14 protein-coding genes are annotated in these 16,571 nt (G+C 65.7%); 5 read left to right on the plus strand and 9 right to left on the minus strand.

The window, feature by feature from the left end:
• Nucleotides 1-43 precede the first annotated feature (43 nt).
• The 4 genes from ACTRWB_RS26560 to ACTRWB_RS26575 all read left to right on the plus strand — a co-directional run bounded on the left by ACTRWB_RS26560 (nucleotide 44) and on the right by ACTRWB_RS26575 (nucleotide 6,391).
• Nucleotides 44-2,731: a type VI secretion system Vgr family protein gene (locus ACTRWB_RS26560; protein WP_446903585.1), complete on the plus strand. Its 2,688-nt coding sequence runs from the start codon at nucleotides 44-46 to the stop codon at nucleotides 2,729-2,731.
• Nucleotides 2,724-3,671, plus strand: a complete 948-nt coding sequence (locus tag ACTRWB_RS26565; protein ID WP_419685248.1) for a hypothetical protein — start codon at nucleotides 2,724-2,726, stop codon at nucleotides 3,669-3,671. The genes ACTRWB_RS26560 and ACTRWB_RS26565 overlap by 8 nt, the downstream gene beginning before the upstream one ends.
• A gap of 79 nt (nucleotides 3,672-3,750) precedes the next feature.
• The gene (locus ACTRWB_RS26570) at nucleotides 3,751-4,926 is read left to right on the plus strand and encodes a WD40/YVTN/BNR-like repeat-containing protein (protein WP_446903648.1); all 1,176 of its coding nucleotides are present in this window, start codon (nucleotides 3,751-3,753) and stop codon (nucleotides 4,924-4,926) included.
• A 259-nt stretch (nucleotides 4,927-5,185) separates the two neighbouring features.
• A complete protein-coding gene (locus tag ACTRWB_RS26575; protein WP_446903586.1) occupies nucleotides 5,186-6,391 on the plus strand; it encodes a hypothetical protein in 1,206 nt (401 codons plus the stop codon).
• 121 nt (nucleotides 6,392-6,512) lie between these two features.
• Here the strand turns inward: ACTRWB_RS26575 and ACTRWB_RS26580 are convergent, their stop codons facing one another.
• The 9 genes from ACTRWB_RS26580 to recA form a co-directional block, all read right to left on the minus strand.
• Nucleotides 6,513-6,863, minus strand: a complete 351-nt coding sequence (locus tag ACTRWB_RS26580; RefSeq protein ID WP_089461591.1) for a TonB family protein — start codon at nucleotides 6,861-6,863, stop codon at nucleotides 6,513-6,515.
• A gap of 425 nt (nucleotides 6,864-7,288) precedes the next feature.
• The gene (locus tag ACTRWB_RS26585; RefSeq protein WP_446903587.1) at nucleotides 7,289-9,067 is read right to left on the minus strand and encodes a PglL family O-oligosaccharyltransferase; all 1,779 of its coding nucleotides are present in this window, start codon (nucleotides 9,065-9,067) and stop codon (nucleotides 7,289-7,291) included.
• A 156-nt stretch (nucleotides 9,068-9,223) separates the two neighbouring features.
• The gene (locus tag ACTRWB_RS26590) at nucleotides 9,224-9,820 is read right to left on the minus strand and encodes a pilin (RefSeq protein WP_193098969.1); all 597 of its coding nucleotides are present in this window, start codon (nucleotides 9,818-9,820) and stop codon (nucleotides 9,224-9,226) included.
• 97 nt (nucleotides 9,821-9,917) lie between these two features.
• Nucleotides 9,918-10,622, minus strand: a complete 705-nt coding sequence (locus ACTRWB_RS26595) for a TerC family protein (protein WP_412023095.1) — start codon at nucleotides 10,620-10,622, stop codon at nucleotides 9,918-9,920.
• 157 nt (nucleotides 10,623-10,779) lie between these two features.
• A complete protein-coding gene (sucD, locus tag ACTRWB_RS26600; RefSeq protein ID WP_010090788.1) occupies nucleotides 10,780-11,661 on the minus strand; it encodes a succinate--CoA ligase subunit alpha in 882 nt (293 codons plus the stop codon).
• Nucleotides 11,662-11,728: 67 nt separating this feature from the next.
• Nucleotides 11,729-12,895, minus strand: a complete 1,167-nt coding sequence (gene sucC, locus ACTRWB_RS26605) for an ADP-forming succinate--CoA ligase subunit beta (protein ID WP_048242663.1) — start codon at nucleotides 12,893-12,895, stop codon at nucleotides 11,729-11,731.
• A 68-nt stretch (nucleotides 12,896-12,963) separates the two neighbouring features.
• Nucleotides 12,964-13,572: a DUF2889 domain-containing protein gene (locus ACTRWB_RS26610; protein ID WP_129512880.1), complete on the minus strand. Its 609-nt coding sequence runs from the start codon at nucleotides 13,570-13,572 to the stop codon at nucleotides 12,964-12,966.
• Between the two features lie 146 nt (nucleotides 13,573-13,718).
• Nucleotides 13,719-14,576: a recombination regulator RecX gene (gene recX / locus ACTRWB_RS26615; RefSeq protein ID WP_446903588.1), complete on the minus strand. Its 858-nt coding sequence runs from the start codon at nucleotides 14,574-14,576 to the stop codon at nucleotides 13,719-13,721.
• Entirely contained in the window at nucleotides 14,576-15,646 is a 1,071-nt protein-coding gene (recA, locus tag ACTRWB_RS26620) for a recombinase RecA (protein ID WP_048242666.1), read from the minus strand. Before recA ends, recX begins: the two co-directional genes overlap by 1 nt.
• 190 nt (nucleotides 15,647-15,836) lie before the next feature.
• On the opposite strand from recA, the gene ACTRWB_RS26625 reads away from it, so the two are divergent.
• The gene (locus ACTRWB_RS26625; RefSeq protein ID WP_446903589.1) at nucleotides 15,837-16,565 is read left to right on the plus strand and encodes a response regulator; all 729 of its coding nucleotides are present in this window, start codon (nucleotides 15,837-15,839) and stop codon (nucleotides 16,563-16,565) included.
• The last annotated feature ends 6 nt before the right edge of the window (nucleotides 16,566-16,571 follow it).

The following is a 16,571-nucleotide window of genomic DNA, read 5'->3' on the forward strand; positions in this document are numbered from 1 at the left end:
CGAGAGAGCGTGCGAACCAGCACAAAAAGAGCGAGCACTGGTGATGAATTCACAAGCGTTAAGAAGCGCATTGCTGGGCGGTCCGGTTCAGCATGAACGGCTTGTCAAACTGGATACGCCGCTCGGCCCCGACGTCCTGCTGCCGCATCGCGTCAAGGGACGATCGCGGCTCGGGCGTCATTTCGAGTTCACTGTCGATACCGTCTCGGTGACCGACAACCTCGAACTCAAGAAACTGATCGCGCAGCCGGTCACGCTGTGGATCCAGCAGGCCGACCAGTCGTACGCGCCGCACCACGGCTACGTGCATACCGCCCGCCGGCTCGGATCGGACAGCGGCGTCACGCACTATCAGATCGTCTTCGCGTCGTTCCTGCACTTCCTGAAGTTCCGCCGCGATCAGCGCATCTGGCAGGACCGAGCCGCGGACGACATCATCGCCGACGTGCTGAACCAGCATCCGCAGGCCAAGGGTCGCTTCACCTTCAAGCTCTACCAGCCGCTGCCGCCCCGCTCGTTCTGCATGCAATACGAAGACGACTGGAATTTCGTGCATCGCCTGATGGAATCGGAAGGCCTGTACGGCTTCTGGGAACAGGACAAGGACGGCAAGTCGCATCAGCTCGTCATCGTCGACCGCATCGACGCGTTGCCCGCGCTGTCGCCGCGCACCGTGCGCTTTCATCACGCCGGCACGGGCGACGAGGCCGACACGCTCGTCCAGTTCTCCGGTACGCGTACGCTGCGAAGCGTCGCGCGCACCACGCGCACGTTCGACTACAAGCAGCCGCCCACCGCGTCGAATCCGAAAGCGACCCATACGCCGACGATCGCGAACCAGGGCGACCTGCCGCAGCAACTCGAAGTCTACGAATTCACGGGCGGCTACACCTACCCCGAGCAGTCTCGCGGCGACCATCTGTCGAAGATCTGGATGGAGGAGCAGGAGTCGCACGCGAAGCGCTTTCACGGCGTCGGCGGCGTGCGGCGCATGGATGCGGGACGCACGTTCGAGTTCGCGGATCACCCCGAACACGACAAGGACGATGCCGGCCAGCGCGAATTCGCCGTGATCGAGACCGCATGGATCATCGTCAACAATCTGCCCGTCGCCGACGGGCAGGCCGCGTTCCCGCACAGCCTGCAGGCCGAGATCGGCAGCATCGTGCAGGCCGGCGGCGACGACCCGTCGCGCGTTCGCCATCCTGACGGCAGCGAAGGTTTTTTCCGGATCAGCGTCGAAGCACAGCGCACGACGGTACCGTTCCGCAGCCCGTTCGACCACGCGAAACCGCCGATGCACCTGCAATCGGCGATCGTCGTCGCACCGCAAGGCGAGGAAGTCCACACCGACGAACTCAACCGGGTCAAGGTCCGCTTCCATTGGGACCGCCTCAACGACGGCGACGAGAAAGCGTCGTGCTGGCTGCGCGCCGTGTCGTCGGATTCGGGCAACGGCTATGGCGCCGTTCACCCGCACCGCGGCGGCGAGGAGGTGCTGGTCGATTTCGTCGGCGGCGACTGCGATCGCCCGATCATCGTCGGCAAGGTGTACAACGGCGCGACGAGCCCGCAGTGGCACACCAACGGGATCCTGTCCGGATACCGGTCCAGGGAATATGCGGGCGCCGGCTACAACCAGCTGGTACTCGACGACGCGACGTCGCAGAACCGCGTGCACCTGTACAGCAGCCAGACCAACGCACACCTGCACCTCGGCTACCTGATCGACCACACGGGCAACAACCGCGGCAGCTATCTCGGCAGCGGCTTCGACCTGCGGTCCGACGCATACGGCGCCGTGCGCGCGAACCGCGGCCTGTACGTCACGACGTATCCGAAACAGCCGGCAAGCCAACCGCTCGACGTCGAAGAGACGCAACAGCAACTCGTTCGCGCGGAAGGCCTGATGGAGGCGATGTCGGATGTCAGCGCACAGCATCAGGGCGAATCGCTCGACCCCGGCCACACGGCGCTGAAGCAGTTCACCGACGCGACGCAAAACAGCGTGAGCGGCAGTGCATCGGGCGGCCGAACCGCCGGCGGCGGAACCGGCAGCGCCAATGCGTTCAAGGAGCCGGTGATGCTGTTCGGCAGCCCGGCCGGCATCGGCATCTCCACGCAGCAGTCCACGCAGCTCGTCGCGGACCAGCACATCAACCTCGTCAGCGGGCAAAGCACGCACGTCGCCGCCGGGAAGTCGCTGATCGCGAGCGTCCTCGACCGGATCAGCCTGTTCGCGCAGAACGCGGGCATGAAACTGTTCGCCGGCAAGGGCAAGGTCGAAGTCCAGGCGCACGCGGACAACATCGAGCTGACCGCGCAGAAGGCGCTGAAGCTGATGGCGGTCACCGAGTCGATCGAAGGCGCCGCGGCGAAGGAAATCCTGCTGACGTCCGGCGGCGCCTACATCCGCATCGCGGACGGCAACATCGAAGTGCACGCGCCCGGCAAGATCGACATCAAGGGTGCGCAGCACGCGTTCAGCGGTCCCACGCACCTGTCGCAAACCATGCCGACGCTGCCGAACTCGACCGGCAACTACGATCAGGCGTTCATCGCGCACTGGGCCGGCACCGACATTCCGGTCGCGAACACGCGGTACCAGATGTTCTCGAACGGCAAGCTGCTCTCGGAAGGCGTCACCAACGCGGCAGGAGAGACGGGGCTCACGCAGAGCCACGTGCCGCACGACGTCGTCGTCAAGTTTCTAGGGAAATCGAATGGCTGACGGACAACAGGACAAGAACGTACTGGGCGCCGGTTCGGGGATGCTGACGCCGACGGGGTACAAGGATCGGCCGAAGGTCGATATCAATATCTGCGACAAGCATGTAACGCCGGCTGCCGATTCCATCGTCGGCACCTGCCCGTTCTACTACCAGCCGCTGCACGGCGAGTACTGGCAAACGGTCGAGAAGGTCAGCAAGTCGAGTGCATGGGAGACCGTCAAGAAATTCGCCACCTCATGGGATCCGTGGAAAGACAAGGAAGTCGCCCGCCGCCTGCTGCATCGGCGAGAGAAGCTGATCGAAGTGCGCAGCAAGGATTCCGACTGGTCGCGCCACGGCAATTTCATGATGCGCCATATCGGGTGCGGGCATAAACCGCCCGACTACTATGTGAGTTACGGCTATTACTATTGCTCGGATTACGGCGCCAATCTCTATCCCACCCTCACGCCAAAAGGAAAGAAATGGCTTGAAAGCGCCCGGTGGTGGCTTCAGAGATACATCGAGATCGGGCTGCAGCAGAACATGCAGGGAGACCTGATCGCATTCCAGAGTGCGAAACCGGGCAACGGCGAGCTCTCGATGCAGGTGGAACAATACGAACTGGAAGTGGACCAGGGCGGGGAAACATTCAAGACCTTCGCCTTCGTCACGCACCCATTGGCTTATCTGGACGGCGGGCTGGCCGGCCTGCCGGTCGAGGATCTGGTGAAGATTGGCAAGCGGCCCAACATGCAGGAATGGGGTGATGGGCGCACGCTCAAGCAGGCATGGGACGCCGGGATCCCCGTCGCCAAACAGAAGGCACGCGATTGGAGCTCCGATGCGGTCGACAAGGCACGCGAATGGGGCAACGACGCGGTCGACAAGGCGCGCGAGTGGGGCTCCGACACATCCGAAGAAGTCAGCCGCGCGCTGGATCGTTTGCTGAAAAAGTAACATGCAAAAACACAAGCGCTGGAAATGGATCGCCGGGGGCCTCGTTGCCCTGGCCATTGCAACATACGGGTACGTGAATATGACGACGGGCTGGGAGACGATTTCGACAAGCTTCATGCGGGACGACACGCCGTACGGCGGCGGCAACTTCCGTATCAAGGGCAATGACGTCATGAGCGTCAAGCTCGCCAATCCCGAGGTGACGTTCAAGCCCACCGCCGAATCGAACGAACCGCAGCGGGCCGAGCCGACCGAAGCGTGGATGAACGACACCGGCGAATTGCTGAACCGCATGACGATCAGCTTCTTCCGGGGAACCGTCGACGGCGGGATGAAACGCCATTTCCAGCAGGTCGGCCAAAACGCCGCCTGGTGGTACTCGCCGGACTGGTCCGTTCAGTTCATCAGTACGTCGTGGATGAACTACAAAGCCCCCGAGGCGCAAGGCGGCGACGCGCCGCAAACCACGAAGCTGTGGAAGTCGACCAATGGCGGCCAGACATGGGCGCAGCTTCAATGGCCCGAAGGCCAGAACATCGGCCGGCTGCTCTTCATCGATCCGCAGCGCGGCTACGCGATCGGCTGGGGGCCGCGCGTATGGCGGACATCCGACAGCGGAAACACGTGGCAGGCGATCGACGTACCAGCCGATGCGCATGTCCCCGGCAAGGCGCGCAAGAATTTCAATGCAATCAGTCTTGGCCCTGACGGCGTGCTGCGCATCGCGTACTCCGTCGCTCAGACTGCCGACGCACCGGCGCACAGCGTGATCGACCGGCTCGACTGGGAGCAGCACGCCTTCGTGACGGATACCGTGTTGCCGGGCCAGGTCGTCACCGCCCTCGACACCACGCCGGGGCCGACATCACGCTATTCGCTGTACGCGCTGTCGCGCCTCGACAAGCCGCAGAACGGCGAGGTTCGCGACAATGGCCGCCGCACGGGCGCCATTTCCACGTGGACGAGCGATCATCCCGATTCGGTGCAGCAACTACGCACCTTCGACGAGAAACTCAGGCTCGACAGCCTGAGCGTCGGTCGCGACGGCCTCCTGCTCGTCTATGCCACCGACCCGAACACGGGCAGTGACGGCCGCGGTGGCGGCGCACCGATCGACCTGACGTTCAGCAGCACCAACGCCGGCAAGTCGTGGGATCAAACGACCGACAAGACCGCTCAAGGCGGCTACTTCGACGCGCAGACCAACACGTTGTACTGGCTGCACGCATTCACGCTGAAGAAGCGGACCTTCTGACCACGCGCCGGAAGTCTCGGCGACCGGCCCTCGCTGCGGCAGCGCGATCGTGACGATCCCGGGCCGCAGCGAGATATCGTGCGCACGATGGCAACGCACGCAACGGCTGACAGCGCGTCCTGGATCGAAGGCTCCGTTCATCGCGTCCGCGCCGAACTGCTCAAGCTTCACGCAATTCCGCGTCGGACCTCGATTCCGGTCAGGTATCCGGCCAGACGCTTTCCGTCGTGAACGAATAAAAGAGCGAAGAAAGGCTTAGATGAAAAAAATGCTGACCCGCGCGACACTGGCGCTCTCCATCGTCTGCGCCGCACCGGCCGCCGCGTTCGCCGCCGGCACCTGCCCCGCCGCCGACACCGCCGCGCGCGCGGCAATCGACGCGCAACAGCGCGTCCAGCAGGTCCGCAATCCGCAAGGTGACGGCGGCGGCAACGTCGATATCTCGCCGCCGCTGCGCGACGCGCTTCGCGCATACAAGCAGGCGCTCGTCGGCGCGATCGACGCGCGGCTCGCGTGCAGCGACGAACACGTCGAACCGGCTGCGCTGAAACGTACACTCGCGGCCACACTCGGCGTGCCGGCCCAATCCGTCCAGCCGAAAAACGGCGAATCGGCATTCGGCCGCAATCCGGACGTCGACGTCGAACGCGGCGGCACGTCCCGCCCGCTCCTCTTAGTGCGCGCCGGCTTCGATATCGCATGCGGCGACGACAACCTGCTCACCGCGTACGCATGGGAAAACGGCGGCTGGCGGCGCGTGCTGCGCTGGCAGGCCGACGACTACAAGGACATCGGCGGCGCCTACGGCGGCGGCTTCTGGTTCTCGGCGCTGCCCGGCGGCCAGGTCGCGGTCGTCCATGGCACGCCGTGGTGCTCGTCGCGCTGGAGCCGGTTCGGTGCGGACGTGGTCGCACCGGCAAACGGCTCGGCCGCGCAACGCACGCTGTTCCATACCGAGCACGGCTACGTACTCGACGACAACGCGCTCCGCTTCAAGGTGCGCCCCGACGGCTTCGAGCTGCGCACGACGGTCGGCTCGCTCGACAGCGACGTGATGACGCGGCCCGGCATTTTCCGCTACCGCGTCGACGGCGATACCGTGCAACGCGTGCAGCCCGTGGCACTCAACGGTCGCGATTTCGTCGACGAGTGGTTGAAGGTGGACGATGCGCCGGCGCGCGAATGGAGCGATCCCGCCGACGCCGCGGCCGCGCTGAAAGCGCGGCAAGCGTTCAACGCGGAAAGCAAGGCGCCCGACACCGGGTTCGCGTACGGCCCCGTGCGCGGATGCTCGGACAACAAGGACCGCTTTCAGGTCGAACTCGATCTGACCGGCAAGAGCGGGGAAACCGTCGCGCGGCGCTATGCGCTGATTCGCCAGGAGCGCAACGGGTTCACGATGCTCGGGCTGCACAATGCGGCCGAACCGGCCTGCCGCGGCGCGAACCTGATGCCGCAGCACTGAGCATCGAGCGCGCGCGCCGCGATGGCCGCGCGTATCGACTTTCGACGGCCGCGCGAAATGGCGCGGCCGGCCGGAAGCGCAACCGGACGGCAAGCCGCACGCAGCGCACGCCGTGCGCGCGTCACTGGCCGCGTTGCGGCTCGAACACGAACGGTTGAGTCAGCAGGAACGGGTTCGCGGTTGCGCCCGTCTGCACGCAGGTTGCGTGCGTCATCGCGTCGACGGCCGCGCGATCGGCCGCCGCATTGCGGCTGCTGGTCGTGACGGTGACGTTCTGCGCTTCGCCGGAGGTCGTCATCAGCGCGCGCACGAGCACGGTCGCCGGGCGCGTGAGCGGTTTCGCGGTGTCCGGATAGACGGCACGCGGAATGTGGCAGGTCAGCTTGCTTTCCTGCGACGACGTCAGCATCGCGCAGCCGGAAAACAGCATCGCGACGGCGGGCAGGATCAGGTAGGTCGAGCGAATAGCCATGGTCGAATATCGTTCTTCAGCACTGTTCTGGACGCACGCGCCGCGCACCGGAAGATTTCACCCGGCCGCATCGCGCGCGTCGCACTGCGCCGCGGCCATCGGACCGGCGCCCCGTTACGGCCGCACGGCCGAGCGATCTCGGCCGCGATCCTGCTTGGCGGGTTTCCCGGAAAACCGGGATGTTGTCCGGCTTCACGCCGGCCCCGTGCTCCACGCGGGCCGGCACGCGAGCACTTTCGCGCATTGTGCACGCGCGCCCCGGTCAGCGGCGGCGATTTGACAATGATTGACGCGAATCGCCGCGCATGCGGCCGGAATCCACGCAATCCGCGAGGTAATCGATACCGGGCCGGATTGGCCGGGTTCGCGCCGGCCGCATCGCGACGCGGCAAACGCCGGTATTCCCCGTCCCGGCGCTGCGCGCGTCAATCCGAATCGTCGTCGTCCGAATCGTCGGCCGCATCGGCCGGCACTTCCCCGTACTTCGCGACGACGGCCGCCTTGAACCCCTTCAGCGCCGGCTGCTGGTCGCACAGCTTGTACAGCGACGCAAGTTGTTGCGGCCAGTCCTTCAGCTCCTTCGCAAACACATGCAGGCGCGCGACGGTATCGAGCGCGTCGGCTTCGCGGCCGTCCAGCGCCTGCAGCGCCGCATAACGACGCAGCACCGTCTCGCCGGGCAGCAGCGCGATCGCGCGTTCATGCGCGGCGAGCTTGGCCGGCAAGTCTTCCGGCGAAATCGCCAGCAGCGTGGCCGCCCCGTAATCGCCCCACGCGCCGAACAGCAGCGACGGCGCGTCGCGGTACTGCGCGGCCGGATCGCTGCCGTAATACAGCACTTCCGCACGCTGGTAGTCGCGCAGCACCGGCACCGCCGCCAGCACGCCGCCGAACGACAGCACCGCGAACAGCCCGAATGCCGCGCGGCCCGGCAGGAAACGCAGCGGCTTCACGTCGAGCAGACCGATCACGAACATCGCCGGCAGCAGGAAGAACATGTACTGCTGCGGATACTCGACGAGCGCATGCATCAGCAGGATGCCGATCAGCGCGAAGCCGAACACGCGCATGCTCGACTGCGGCGCGCGCAGCGCCCGCACGAACCACGTCACGAGCGTGACGACGAGCACGCCGAGGCCGATCAGGCCGGACTTCGCGAGCAGGTCGATGAAGATGTCGTGCGAGTTGTTCGCGATCTCGACGCCGCCGAGCGTGCGCACGAGCGCAAACTGGTGCGACGGGAACTCGCCCCAGCCGACGCCGAGCAGCGGATGCTCGCGGAACATCGCGAGCCCGTACTTCCACAGCGCGAGGCGCGGCGCGATCTGCCCCGCGTCGCGCATCCGGTCGGCCGCCGATTCCGCGAGATTCAGGTGATAGTGCAGGTTGGCCCAGCGCACCGCGACGTTCACCGCGATGAACGCGACCGCGAGCACGACCGGAATCAGCCACGCGCGCGTATTGCCCGGCGCGCGGCGCGATTCGAGCCACGCCATCCAAAAGCCCGCGACGACCATCACCGCGACCTGCAGCCACGGCCCGCGCGACACCGTCAGCGCGAGACCGACCGACAGCACGAGCGACAGCGCGAGCCACGCCCACACCGCGAGCCGGCGCGTCTGCACGAGATACAGCGCGCCCGCGAGCGCGAACGCGATGTAGGTGGCCAGATGGTTCGCCTGCGCCATGTTGCCGTACGGACGTCGATCGACCGCGACGTTGTACATCACGACGAACGGCGACACAGCCGACTCGAGGTGGAACATCTGCACGATCTGGGTGCCGACCGCGAACACGCCGCCGACGAGCAGCGCACCGGCCATCATCCGCGAAACGGCTTCGGCCAACCCGTCGCGCGCGAGCGCGTAGCCGGCCTGCATCGCGACCAGCGCGGCGGCGAGATAGCCGAGCGCCAGCCAGTTCATCGACGGCACCTTGAGCGGGATCAGCGCGACCTGCGCGATGAGCACCACGGCGAACCCGAGCGGCACGACGAACGCGGCCGGCGCGGCAAACGGCTCGGCCGGGCGGCCCGTGCGCACGAGCAGCACGACCGACAGCCCCACCAGCAGATACAGCACCAGCGCGGAAAACTCGGAATAGAAGGTCGGGATCGGATACGTGTGATTCGTGATCGCATACGGCACGATCAAGGCGACAGCCAGCGCAACGAGCGACAACGAACGGGAAAAAGTAGAAGGCATGAGCGAACCGGATGTCAGCAACCGGCGCACTATACAAAACTTTCCCCCCTCTGTGCGGGGCGGTCGCGCCGCGACCCGCTGCGGTGCGACCGCCCCGGCCGGCCGAAGCGGCGGTCGGCATGCCGCGCGCGCCGCCGCCCTGCGCCCCCGCCGGCGCTACGCGCGGCATTCGGCCGGTGCGTATTTCGCAGGCAGCGTCGCGGCGTCGCCCGGCAACGGCCCGGCCCCCGGCGCCGGCAGCGACGACGCATCCTTGCCCGCGGCGAAGCACTCCCACGCGATCGTGCCGGCTTGAAGCGCGCCCTTTTTGAGCGGCACGCGCGCGGTAGGCGTGTCGGCCTTGTCGGGCGCGGACGGCACGAGCACCAGCGTATTCGTGCCGGCCGCGGCGACGCGGGTGGTGAACGCGACCGTGATCTGGCCGGTTTCGCCGTCGATCGCAACGGATTCGACGTTGCGGGTCGCGGCCGGCGGACTGTAGCCGCCGTCGAGGCTCGCGCCGCTCGCCGCGTTGTCGGCGACCGCGAGCCGCGCGGACGACGCGAGCGCGAGCCCCTCGCCGACGCGCGAGCGCGCAAGGTAATCCTGGTACGCGGGAATCGCATAGGCCGCGATCACGCCGACGATCGCCAGCACGATCATCAACTCGATCAGCGTGAAGCCGGCCGGCCGCCAGCGTGGCGACGGCCGGTTCGCGCGCCGCAGATCGGCGGCCACGCGACGGAACAGGGAAACGGAAAAGGCTTCGAACATGGCAGGCTCCGGAAACGAATAACGCCTGCCGGTAAAGGCAGGCGTCTCGATCGTAGCCAGCGGGCCGCGAACCCGGCAGTCAGCCGGACGGCCAGTGTCAGTGCGCGTGCGGTGCGCCGCGGCGGCGCCTGAGCGCGTAGCCGGCCGCCACGACGAACAGGGCGCCCGCCATGCTCGCACCGTAGATCGCGGGTGCCGTATCGAGCACGGGCCAGCGGTCGCCGACCGGGTCGTTCACGATCAGCCCGCCCGCGATCCAGCCGAGCAGCGCGGCGCCGAGCGTCACGACGATGGGGAAGCGGTCGAGCAGTTTCAGCACCAGCGTGCTGCCCCACACGATGATCGGCACGCTGACGACGAGCCCGAAGATCACGAGCGCCATCCGATGCGACGGATCAGCCTGCTCGGCCGCACCTGCGATGGCGATCACGTTGTCGAGGCTCATCACCGCATCGGCGATCACGATCGTCTTTACGGCGTCCCACAGCCGGTCGGCCGGCTTGATGTGGTCGTGCGCGTCGGCGGCCGGCGCCATCAGCTTGACGCCGATCCACAGCAGCAGCAGCCCGCCGCCGATCTTCAGGAACGGCACGTCGAGCAGCGCGACCGCGAACGTGATCAGCGCGACGCGCAGCAGGATCGCACCCGCGGTGCCCCAGACAACGCCGCGCAGCCGCTGGCTCGCCGGCAGGTTGCGGCAGGCGAGCGCGATCACGACCGCGTTGTCGCCGCCGAGCAGGATATCGATGATGACGATCTGGAGAACGGCGCCCCAGTGCAGCGACGCGAGGAATTCGAGCATGGGGAAGATGTGCAGGGCTTGGCCGCCCGGCGGGCGGCCTGGTTCATCGCCGGCACATGCGCGACGCATGCCCGGTGCTTACGAATTCATTGCGCGAGCATAACAAAAAACGCCGGCAAAGCCGGCGTTTTCTGGAGGACGAACCCACGTGGAAATATTACAGCGCCTTCTTCAGCAGACGGCCCATTTCCGACGGGTTGCGCGTGACGGTGATGCCGCACGCTTCCATGATTTCCAGCTTCGCTTCGGCCGTATCCGCACCGCCCGAGATCAGCGCGCCGGCGTGGCCCATGCGCTTGCCCGGGGGCGCCGTGACACCCGCGATGAAGCCGACGACCGGCTTCTTCATGTTGTCCTTGATCCACTGAGCGGCGTTGGCTTCGTCCGGACCGCCGATTTCGCCGATCATCACGACCGCATCCGTATCCGGATCGTCGTTGAACATCTTCATCACGTCGATGTGCTTCAGACCGTTGATCGGGTCGCCGCCGATACCGACTGCCGACGACTGGCCGAGGCCGAGTGCCGTCAGCTGCGCAACGGCTTCATACGTCAGCGTGCCCGAACGCGACACGACGCCGATGCGGCCCTTGCGGTGGATGTGACCCGGCATGATGCCGATCTTCAGTTCGTCCGGCGTGATCGTGCCCGGGCAGTTCGGCCCGAGCAGCAGCGTCTTGCGGCCTTCGCGACGCATGCGGTCCTTCACTTCGATCATGTCGCGGACGGGAATGCCTTCCGTGATGCAGATCGCGAGATCCAGATCGGCTTCGACCGCTTCCCAGATCGCAGCAGCTGCGCCTGCCGGCGGAACGTAGATGACCGACACGGTCGCGCCGGTTTCTGCCTTCGCTTCCTTGACGCTTGCGTAGATCGGAATGCCTTCGAAATCTTCGCCGGCCTTCTTCGGGTTCACGCCCGCGACGAATGCTTCGCGGCCGTTTGCGTATTCACGGCAGGCGCGCGTATGGAACTGACCGGTTTTGCCGGTAATGCCCTGCGTGATGACCTTCGTGTCCTTGTTGATCAGAATCGACATGTATTTTGACCTCTGTTCGATTGGCGTCGCGTGCAAGCCGCGCCGCCATGCGTGTTCAATAGCGCGCTTACTTGCCTTCGGCAGCCGCGACGACCTTCTGCGCGGCTTCTTCCATGCTGTCCGCCGAGATGATCGGCAGGCCCGAGTCGGCCAGCATCTTCTTGCCGAGGTCCTCGTTCGTGCCCTTCATGCGCACGACGAGCGGCACCTTCAGGTTCACGGCCTTCGAACCGGCGATCACGCCTTCCGCGATCACGTCGCAGCGCATGATGCCGCCGAAGATGTTCACGAGGATCGCCTTCAGGTCCGGGTTCTTCAGCATCAGCTTGAACGCTTCCGTGACCTTCTCGGTCGTCGCGCCACCGCCGACGTCCAGGAAGTTCGCCGGCTCGCCGCCGAACAGCTTGATGGTGTCCATCGTCGCCATCGCCAGGCCTGCGCCGTTCACGAGACAGCCGATGTTGCCGTCGAGCGAGATGTACGCGAGGTCGAACTTCGACGCTTCGATTTCAGCCGGATCTTCTTCATCCAGATCGCGGTACGCGACGATTTCCGGATGACGGAACAGCGCGTTCGAGTCGAAGTTGAACTTCGCGTCGAGTGCGATGACCTTGCCGTCGCCGGAGACGTTCAGCGGGTTGATTTCGGCCAGCGACGCGTCGGTTTCCCAGAATGCCTTGTACAGGCCTTGCAGGATCGCACGTGCTTGCGGAATCGAGGCAGCCGGCACGCCGATCTTCGCGGCGAGGTCGTCAGCCTGGGCGTCCAGCAGGCCGGTCGACGGCTCGACGATGACCTTGTGGATCAGTTCCGGGTGCTTTTCGGCAACTTCCTCGATGTCCATGCCGCCTTCGCTCGAACCCATCAGAACGATCTTTTGCGTCACGCGATCAACGACGAGGCTGACATACAGTTCCTGCTTGATGTCGGCGCCTTCTTCGACCATCAGACGGTTGACCTTCTGGCCTTCCGGACCGGTCTGGTGCGTGACGAGCTGCATGCCGAGGATCTGGTTCGCGTATTCGCGAACCTGCTCGATCGACTTCGCCACCTTCACGCCGCCGCCCTTGCCACGGCCACCCGCGTGAATCTGAGCCTTCACGACCCAAACCGGGCCGCCCAGCTCTTCCGCCACCTTGACGGCCTCGTCAACCGAGAACGCCGGCTTGCCGCGCGGTACCGCGACTCCGAATTTCCGCAGGATTTCCTTACCCTGGTACTCGTGAATCTTCATGCGTGATTCCCTTCAGTCTGAGAGTTGGATGAAAAGTCGTTTAAGACGCTTCTTCGAATGATTTCCGTTCATTCCTTCGTGCTGCCGTCTACGGGCACGCCCGGCCGTTCCGCGCCATACCAGCGCGGGTAGAACTGCCGCACGACCTCGCCGTCGAACCGCAGCGCCCGGCAGCGGCCGAGCTGGAACGGCGGTTCGTCGTGCGCGCCGTCGTGATCCGGCCCTTCACCACCCTCTTCGCGCACGTTCCATACGTCACCGGCGAACGCCTGGATCGCTGCCGTCGGCAGCACGGCGCACAGTTCGGTGAGATGGGAACAGCCCGCGACACCCGACAGCAGTCGGTTCGCATCGCGGCGGAAGTGGCGGAAAAGATTGAGCCCGATGAGGGCCCGATAGGCGGGAGGGGCGGATTGACACTGACCGGGATACGGCACCCATTCCGAAGACGCTTCGGCGTCGACGACATTGAGTTCACGATCGATAGTCACGCGCAGCCAGAGTTCGTGGATCGGCAGGCCCTGGGGCCGGATGCCCGACGCAAGCGCGACATCGCGCGGCTTGTGGTCGGTCAGGCAGGCTTCAATGTCCCACAAGCCGTCGCCGCGCTCGTAAGCTTCCGCTCGGATTGCGCGTTGATGTCGCAACTGACGGGGCACGGGCTCGGATAGCGGCATGCTGGAGGTTGAGGCCGAAGAGGAAAACCCATGGATTTTAGCATATTGGGTATTTGAGACAGTTTGACGCGACGGCGGGTATTCCCGCCTGTCCGGAAGCGGTTGCATTGCAGCAAAATCGCGCGCCGCGCACGCGACCGGCCGGGTCAGTCGTCGATCGGGAAATCGTCGCCGACCTTCAGCAACTTCACGATGGTAGCGCTCGAGAAGCCGCGCGCGGCGAGAAAGCGTGCCTGCTTCGCACGCTCGGCCGGCGTTTGCGGCAGTGCACCGAATTTCTTGCGCCAGACCGCCTGCGCACGGGCCCATTCGGTCTCGCGCAGCTGCGCGTTCACCTCCTCGACGAGGACGTCGCCGACCGCATGGCGCTTCAGTTCGCTGACGATGCGCGCGACGCCGACGCGCGACGCGCGGCGATTCACGAGACTCTCGGCAAAGCGTGCGTCGGACAGCCAGCCGTCCTTTTCCAGCGCATCGAGCACCGGCTCGACGGATTCGTCTTCGCCGACGTACGGCGCGAGCTTGCGCGCGAGCTCCGTGCGGCTGTATTCACGCCTCGACAGATAGCCGAGCGCGCGGCCTTTCAACGAACGCGGCGGCTTCGACGACTTGCGCTCCCCCGCGCCCGGATCGTCGCCGGAAGCAGCGCCGGACCCACGGCGCGTGCGGCGCGGATGCTGGCTGCTGCGCGTATAGACATCTTCCGTGGCGGGTGCGGACGCGTCGGATGCGCGCTCACCCGGAAAGCTGACACCGGACACGCGACGGCGGGGCCGGTCATGTGCGTCGAACGATTCATCGTCGTCGAACGGATCGTCCGGCGCGGCAATCTCAAACGAAACGAGGGCATCGTCGGATGCCCTCGTCGCGGTGCGGTTCGCGGCATGGCTGCCTGCGACCCGCCGATCGGCGCCCGAGGATCCGGCTCGCCGGCCGGAGCGACCCGCCGTTTCGGGCATGTCGCTCTCCTCCGGCTCGCCAGCCTGACCTCGGCGCGCGACCATCACTCTTCTTCGTCCACCGCCTCGGCTTCGTTGCTTGCGCCATCAGGCATTGCGACGACGCCGAGCGATTCGCGGATGCGGTTCTCGATCTCGCGTGCGATTTCCGGATTCTCGCGCAGGAATTCACGCGCGTTGTCCTTGCCCTGGCCGATCTTCTCGCCGTTGTAGCTGTACCAGGCGCCCGCCTTGTCGACGATCTTCGCCTGCACGCCGAGATCGATGATCTCGCCCTGACGCGAAATGCCCTCGCCATACAGGATGTCGAAGATCGCTTCGCGGAACGGCGGCGACACCTTGTTCTTGACCACCTTCACGCGGGTTTCGTTGCCGATCACCTCGTCGTTCTTCTTGATCGAGCCGATCCGGCGGATATCGAGACGCACCGACGCGTAGAACTTCAGCGCGTTGCCGCCCGTCGTGGTTTCCGGGTTGCCGAACATCACGCCGATCTTCATGCGAATCTGGTTGATGAAGATCACCAGGCAGTTCGTGCGCTTGATCGTGCCGGTCAGCTTGCGCAGCGCCTGCGACATCAGGCGAGCCTGCAGGCCCGGCAGCGAATCGCCCATCTCGCCTTCGATTTCGGCCTTCGGCACGAGCGCCGCGACCGAGTCGATGACGATCATGTCGACCGAGCCCGAGCGCACCAGCGCATCGGTGATTTCCAGTGCCTGCTCGCCGGTGTCCGGCTGCGAGATCAGCAGTTCCGGCACGTTCACGCCCAGCTTCGACGCATATTGAACGTCGAGCGCGTGTTCGGCGTCGATGAACGCGGCCGTGCCGCCGATCTTCTGCAGTTCGGCGATGACCTGCAGCGTGAGCGTGGTTTTACCGGACGATTCCGGGCCGTAGATCTCGACCACGCGGCCGCGCGGCAGGCCGCCGACGCCAAGCGCGATGTCGAGCCCCAGCGAACCCGTGGAGACGACCTGGATGTCTTCGGCCGCCTCGCCGTCGCCCATGCGCATGATCGACCCTTTGCCGAACTGCTTCTCGATCTGCGCGAGTGCGGCCGCCAGCGCCTTGCTCTTCTCGGCGGTCATCCCGGAGCCTTTCTTGCTTTCTTCCATGAATCGTCCTTTGCTATGATGAGCAGCGTCTGTTAAAGGCGCGCCCGCTTTCAAGCGCCGCCCACGAATGCAGACACTGTATAAAAAAACAGTGTTTTATGCAAGCCCGCAATGCAGGCTGCGTTGTACACAAATAACTTCGGAGACAACCGCGCCGGCGCGAACACCTTGCCGGCCATCGGTCAGCAACATGCGAATTCTCATCGCCGAAGACGACAGCATACTCGCGGACGGCCTCACCCGGTCACTCCGCCAATCGGGCTATGCCGTCGACCACGTGAAGAGCGGCGTCGACGCCGATACGGCGCTGTCGATGCAGACATTCGACCTGCTGATCCTCGATCTCGGGCTGCCGAAAATGTCCGGGCTCGACGTGCTCAAGCGCCTGCGCGCCCGCAATTCCAACCTCCCCGTGCTGATCCTGACCGCCGCCGACAGCGTCGACGAGCGCGTGAAGGGGCTCGACCTCGGCGCCGACGACTATATGGCCAAGCCGTTCGCGCTCAACGAGCTCGAAGCGCGCGTGCGTGCGCTGACCCGGCGCGGCGCGGGCGGCGGCCCGACCGTCGTCCGGCACGGCTCGCTCGCGTTCGACCAGGTCGGCCGCATCGCGTATGCGAACGATCACGTGCTCGATCTCTCCGCGCGCGAACTCGGCCTGCTCGAGGTGCTGCTGCAGCGGATCGGCCGGCTCGTGTCGAAGGAACAGCTCGTCGACCATCTGTGCGAATGGGGCGAGGAAGTCAGCAACAACGCGATCGAAGTCTACGTGCACCGGCTGCGCAAGAAGATCGAACCGAGCGGCGTACGGATCTCGACCGTGCGCGGCCTCGGCTATTGCCTCGAGAAGGCCGCGCCCGCCGCGCCGGCCGGCACGACAGCGCCCCAGCCCGCGGCGGCCGGCACGCCGCTGCGCTGAAGCCGG

This window comes from Burkholderia sp. YIM B11467 (assembly GCF_052952715.1).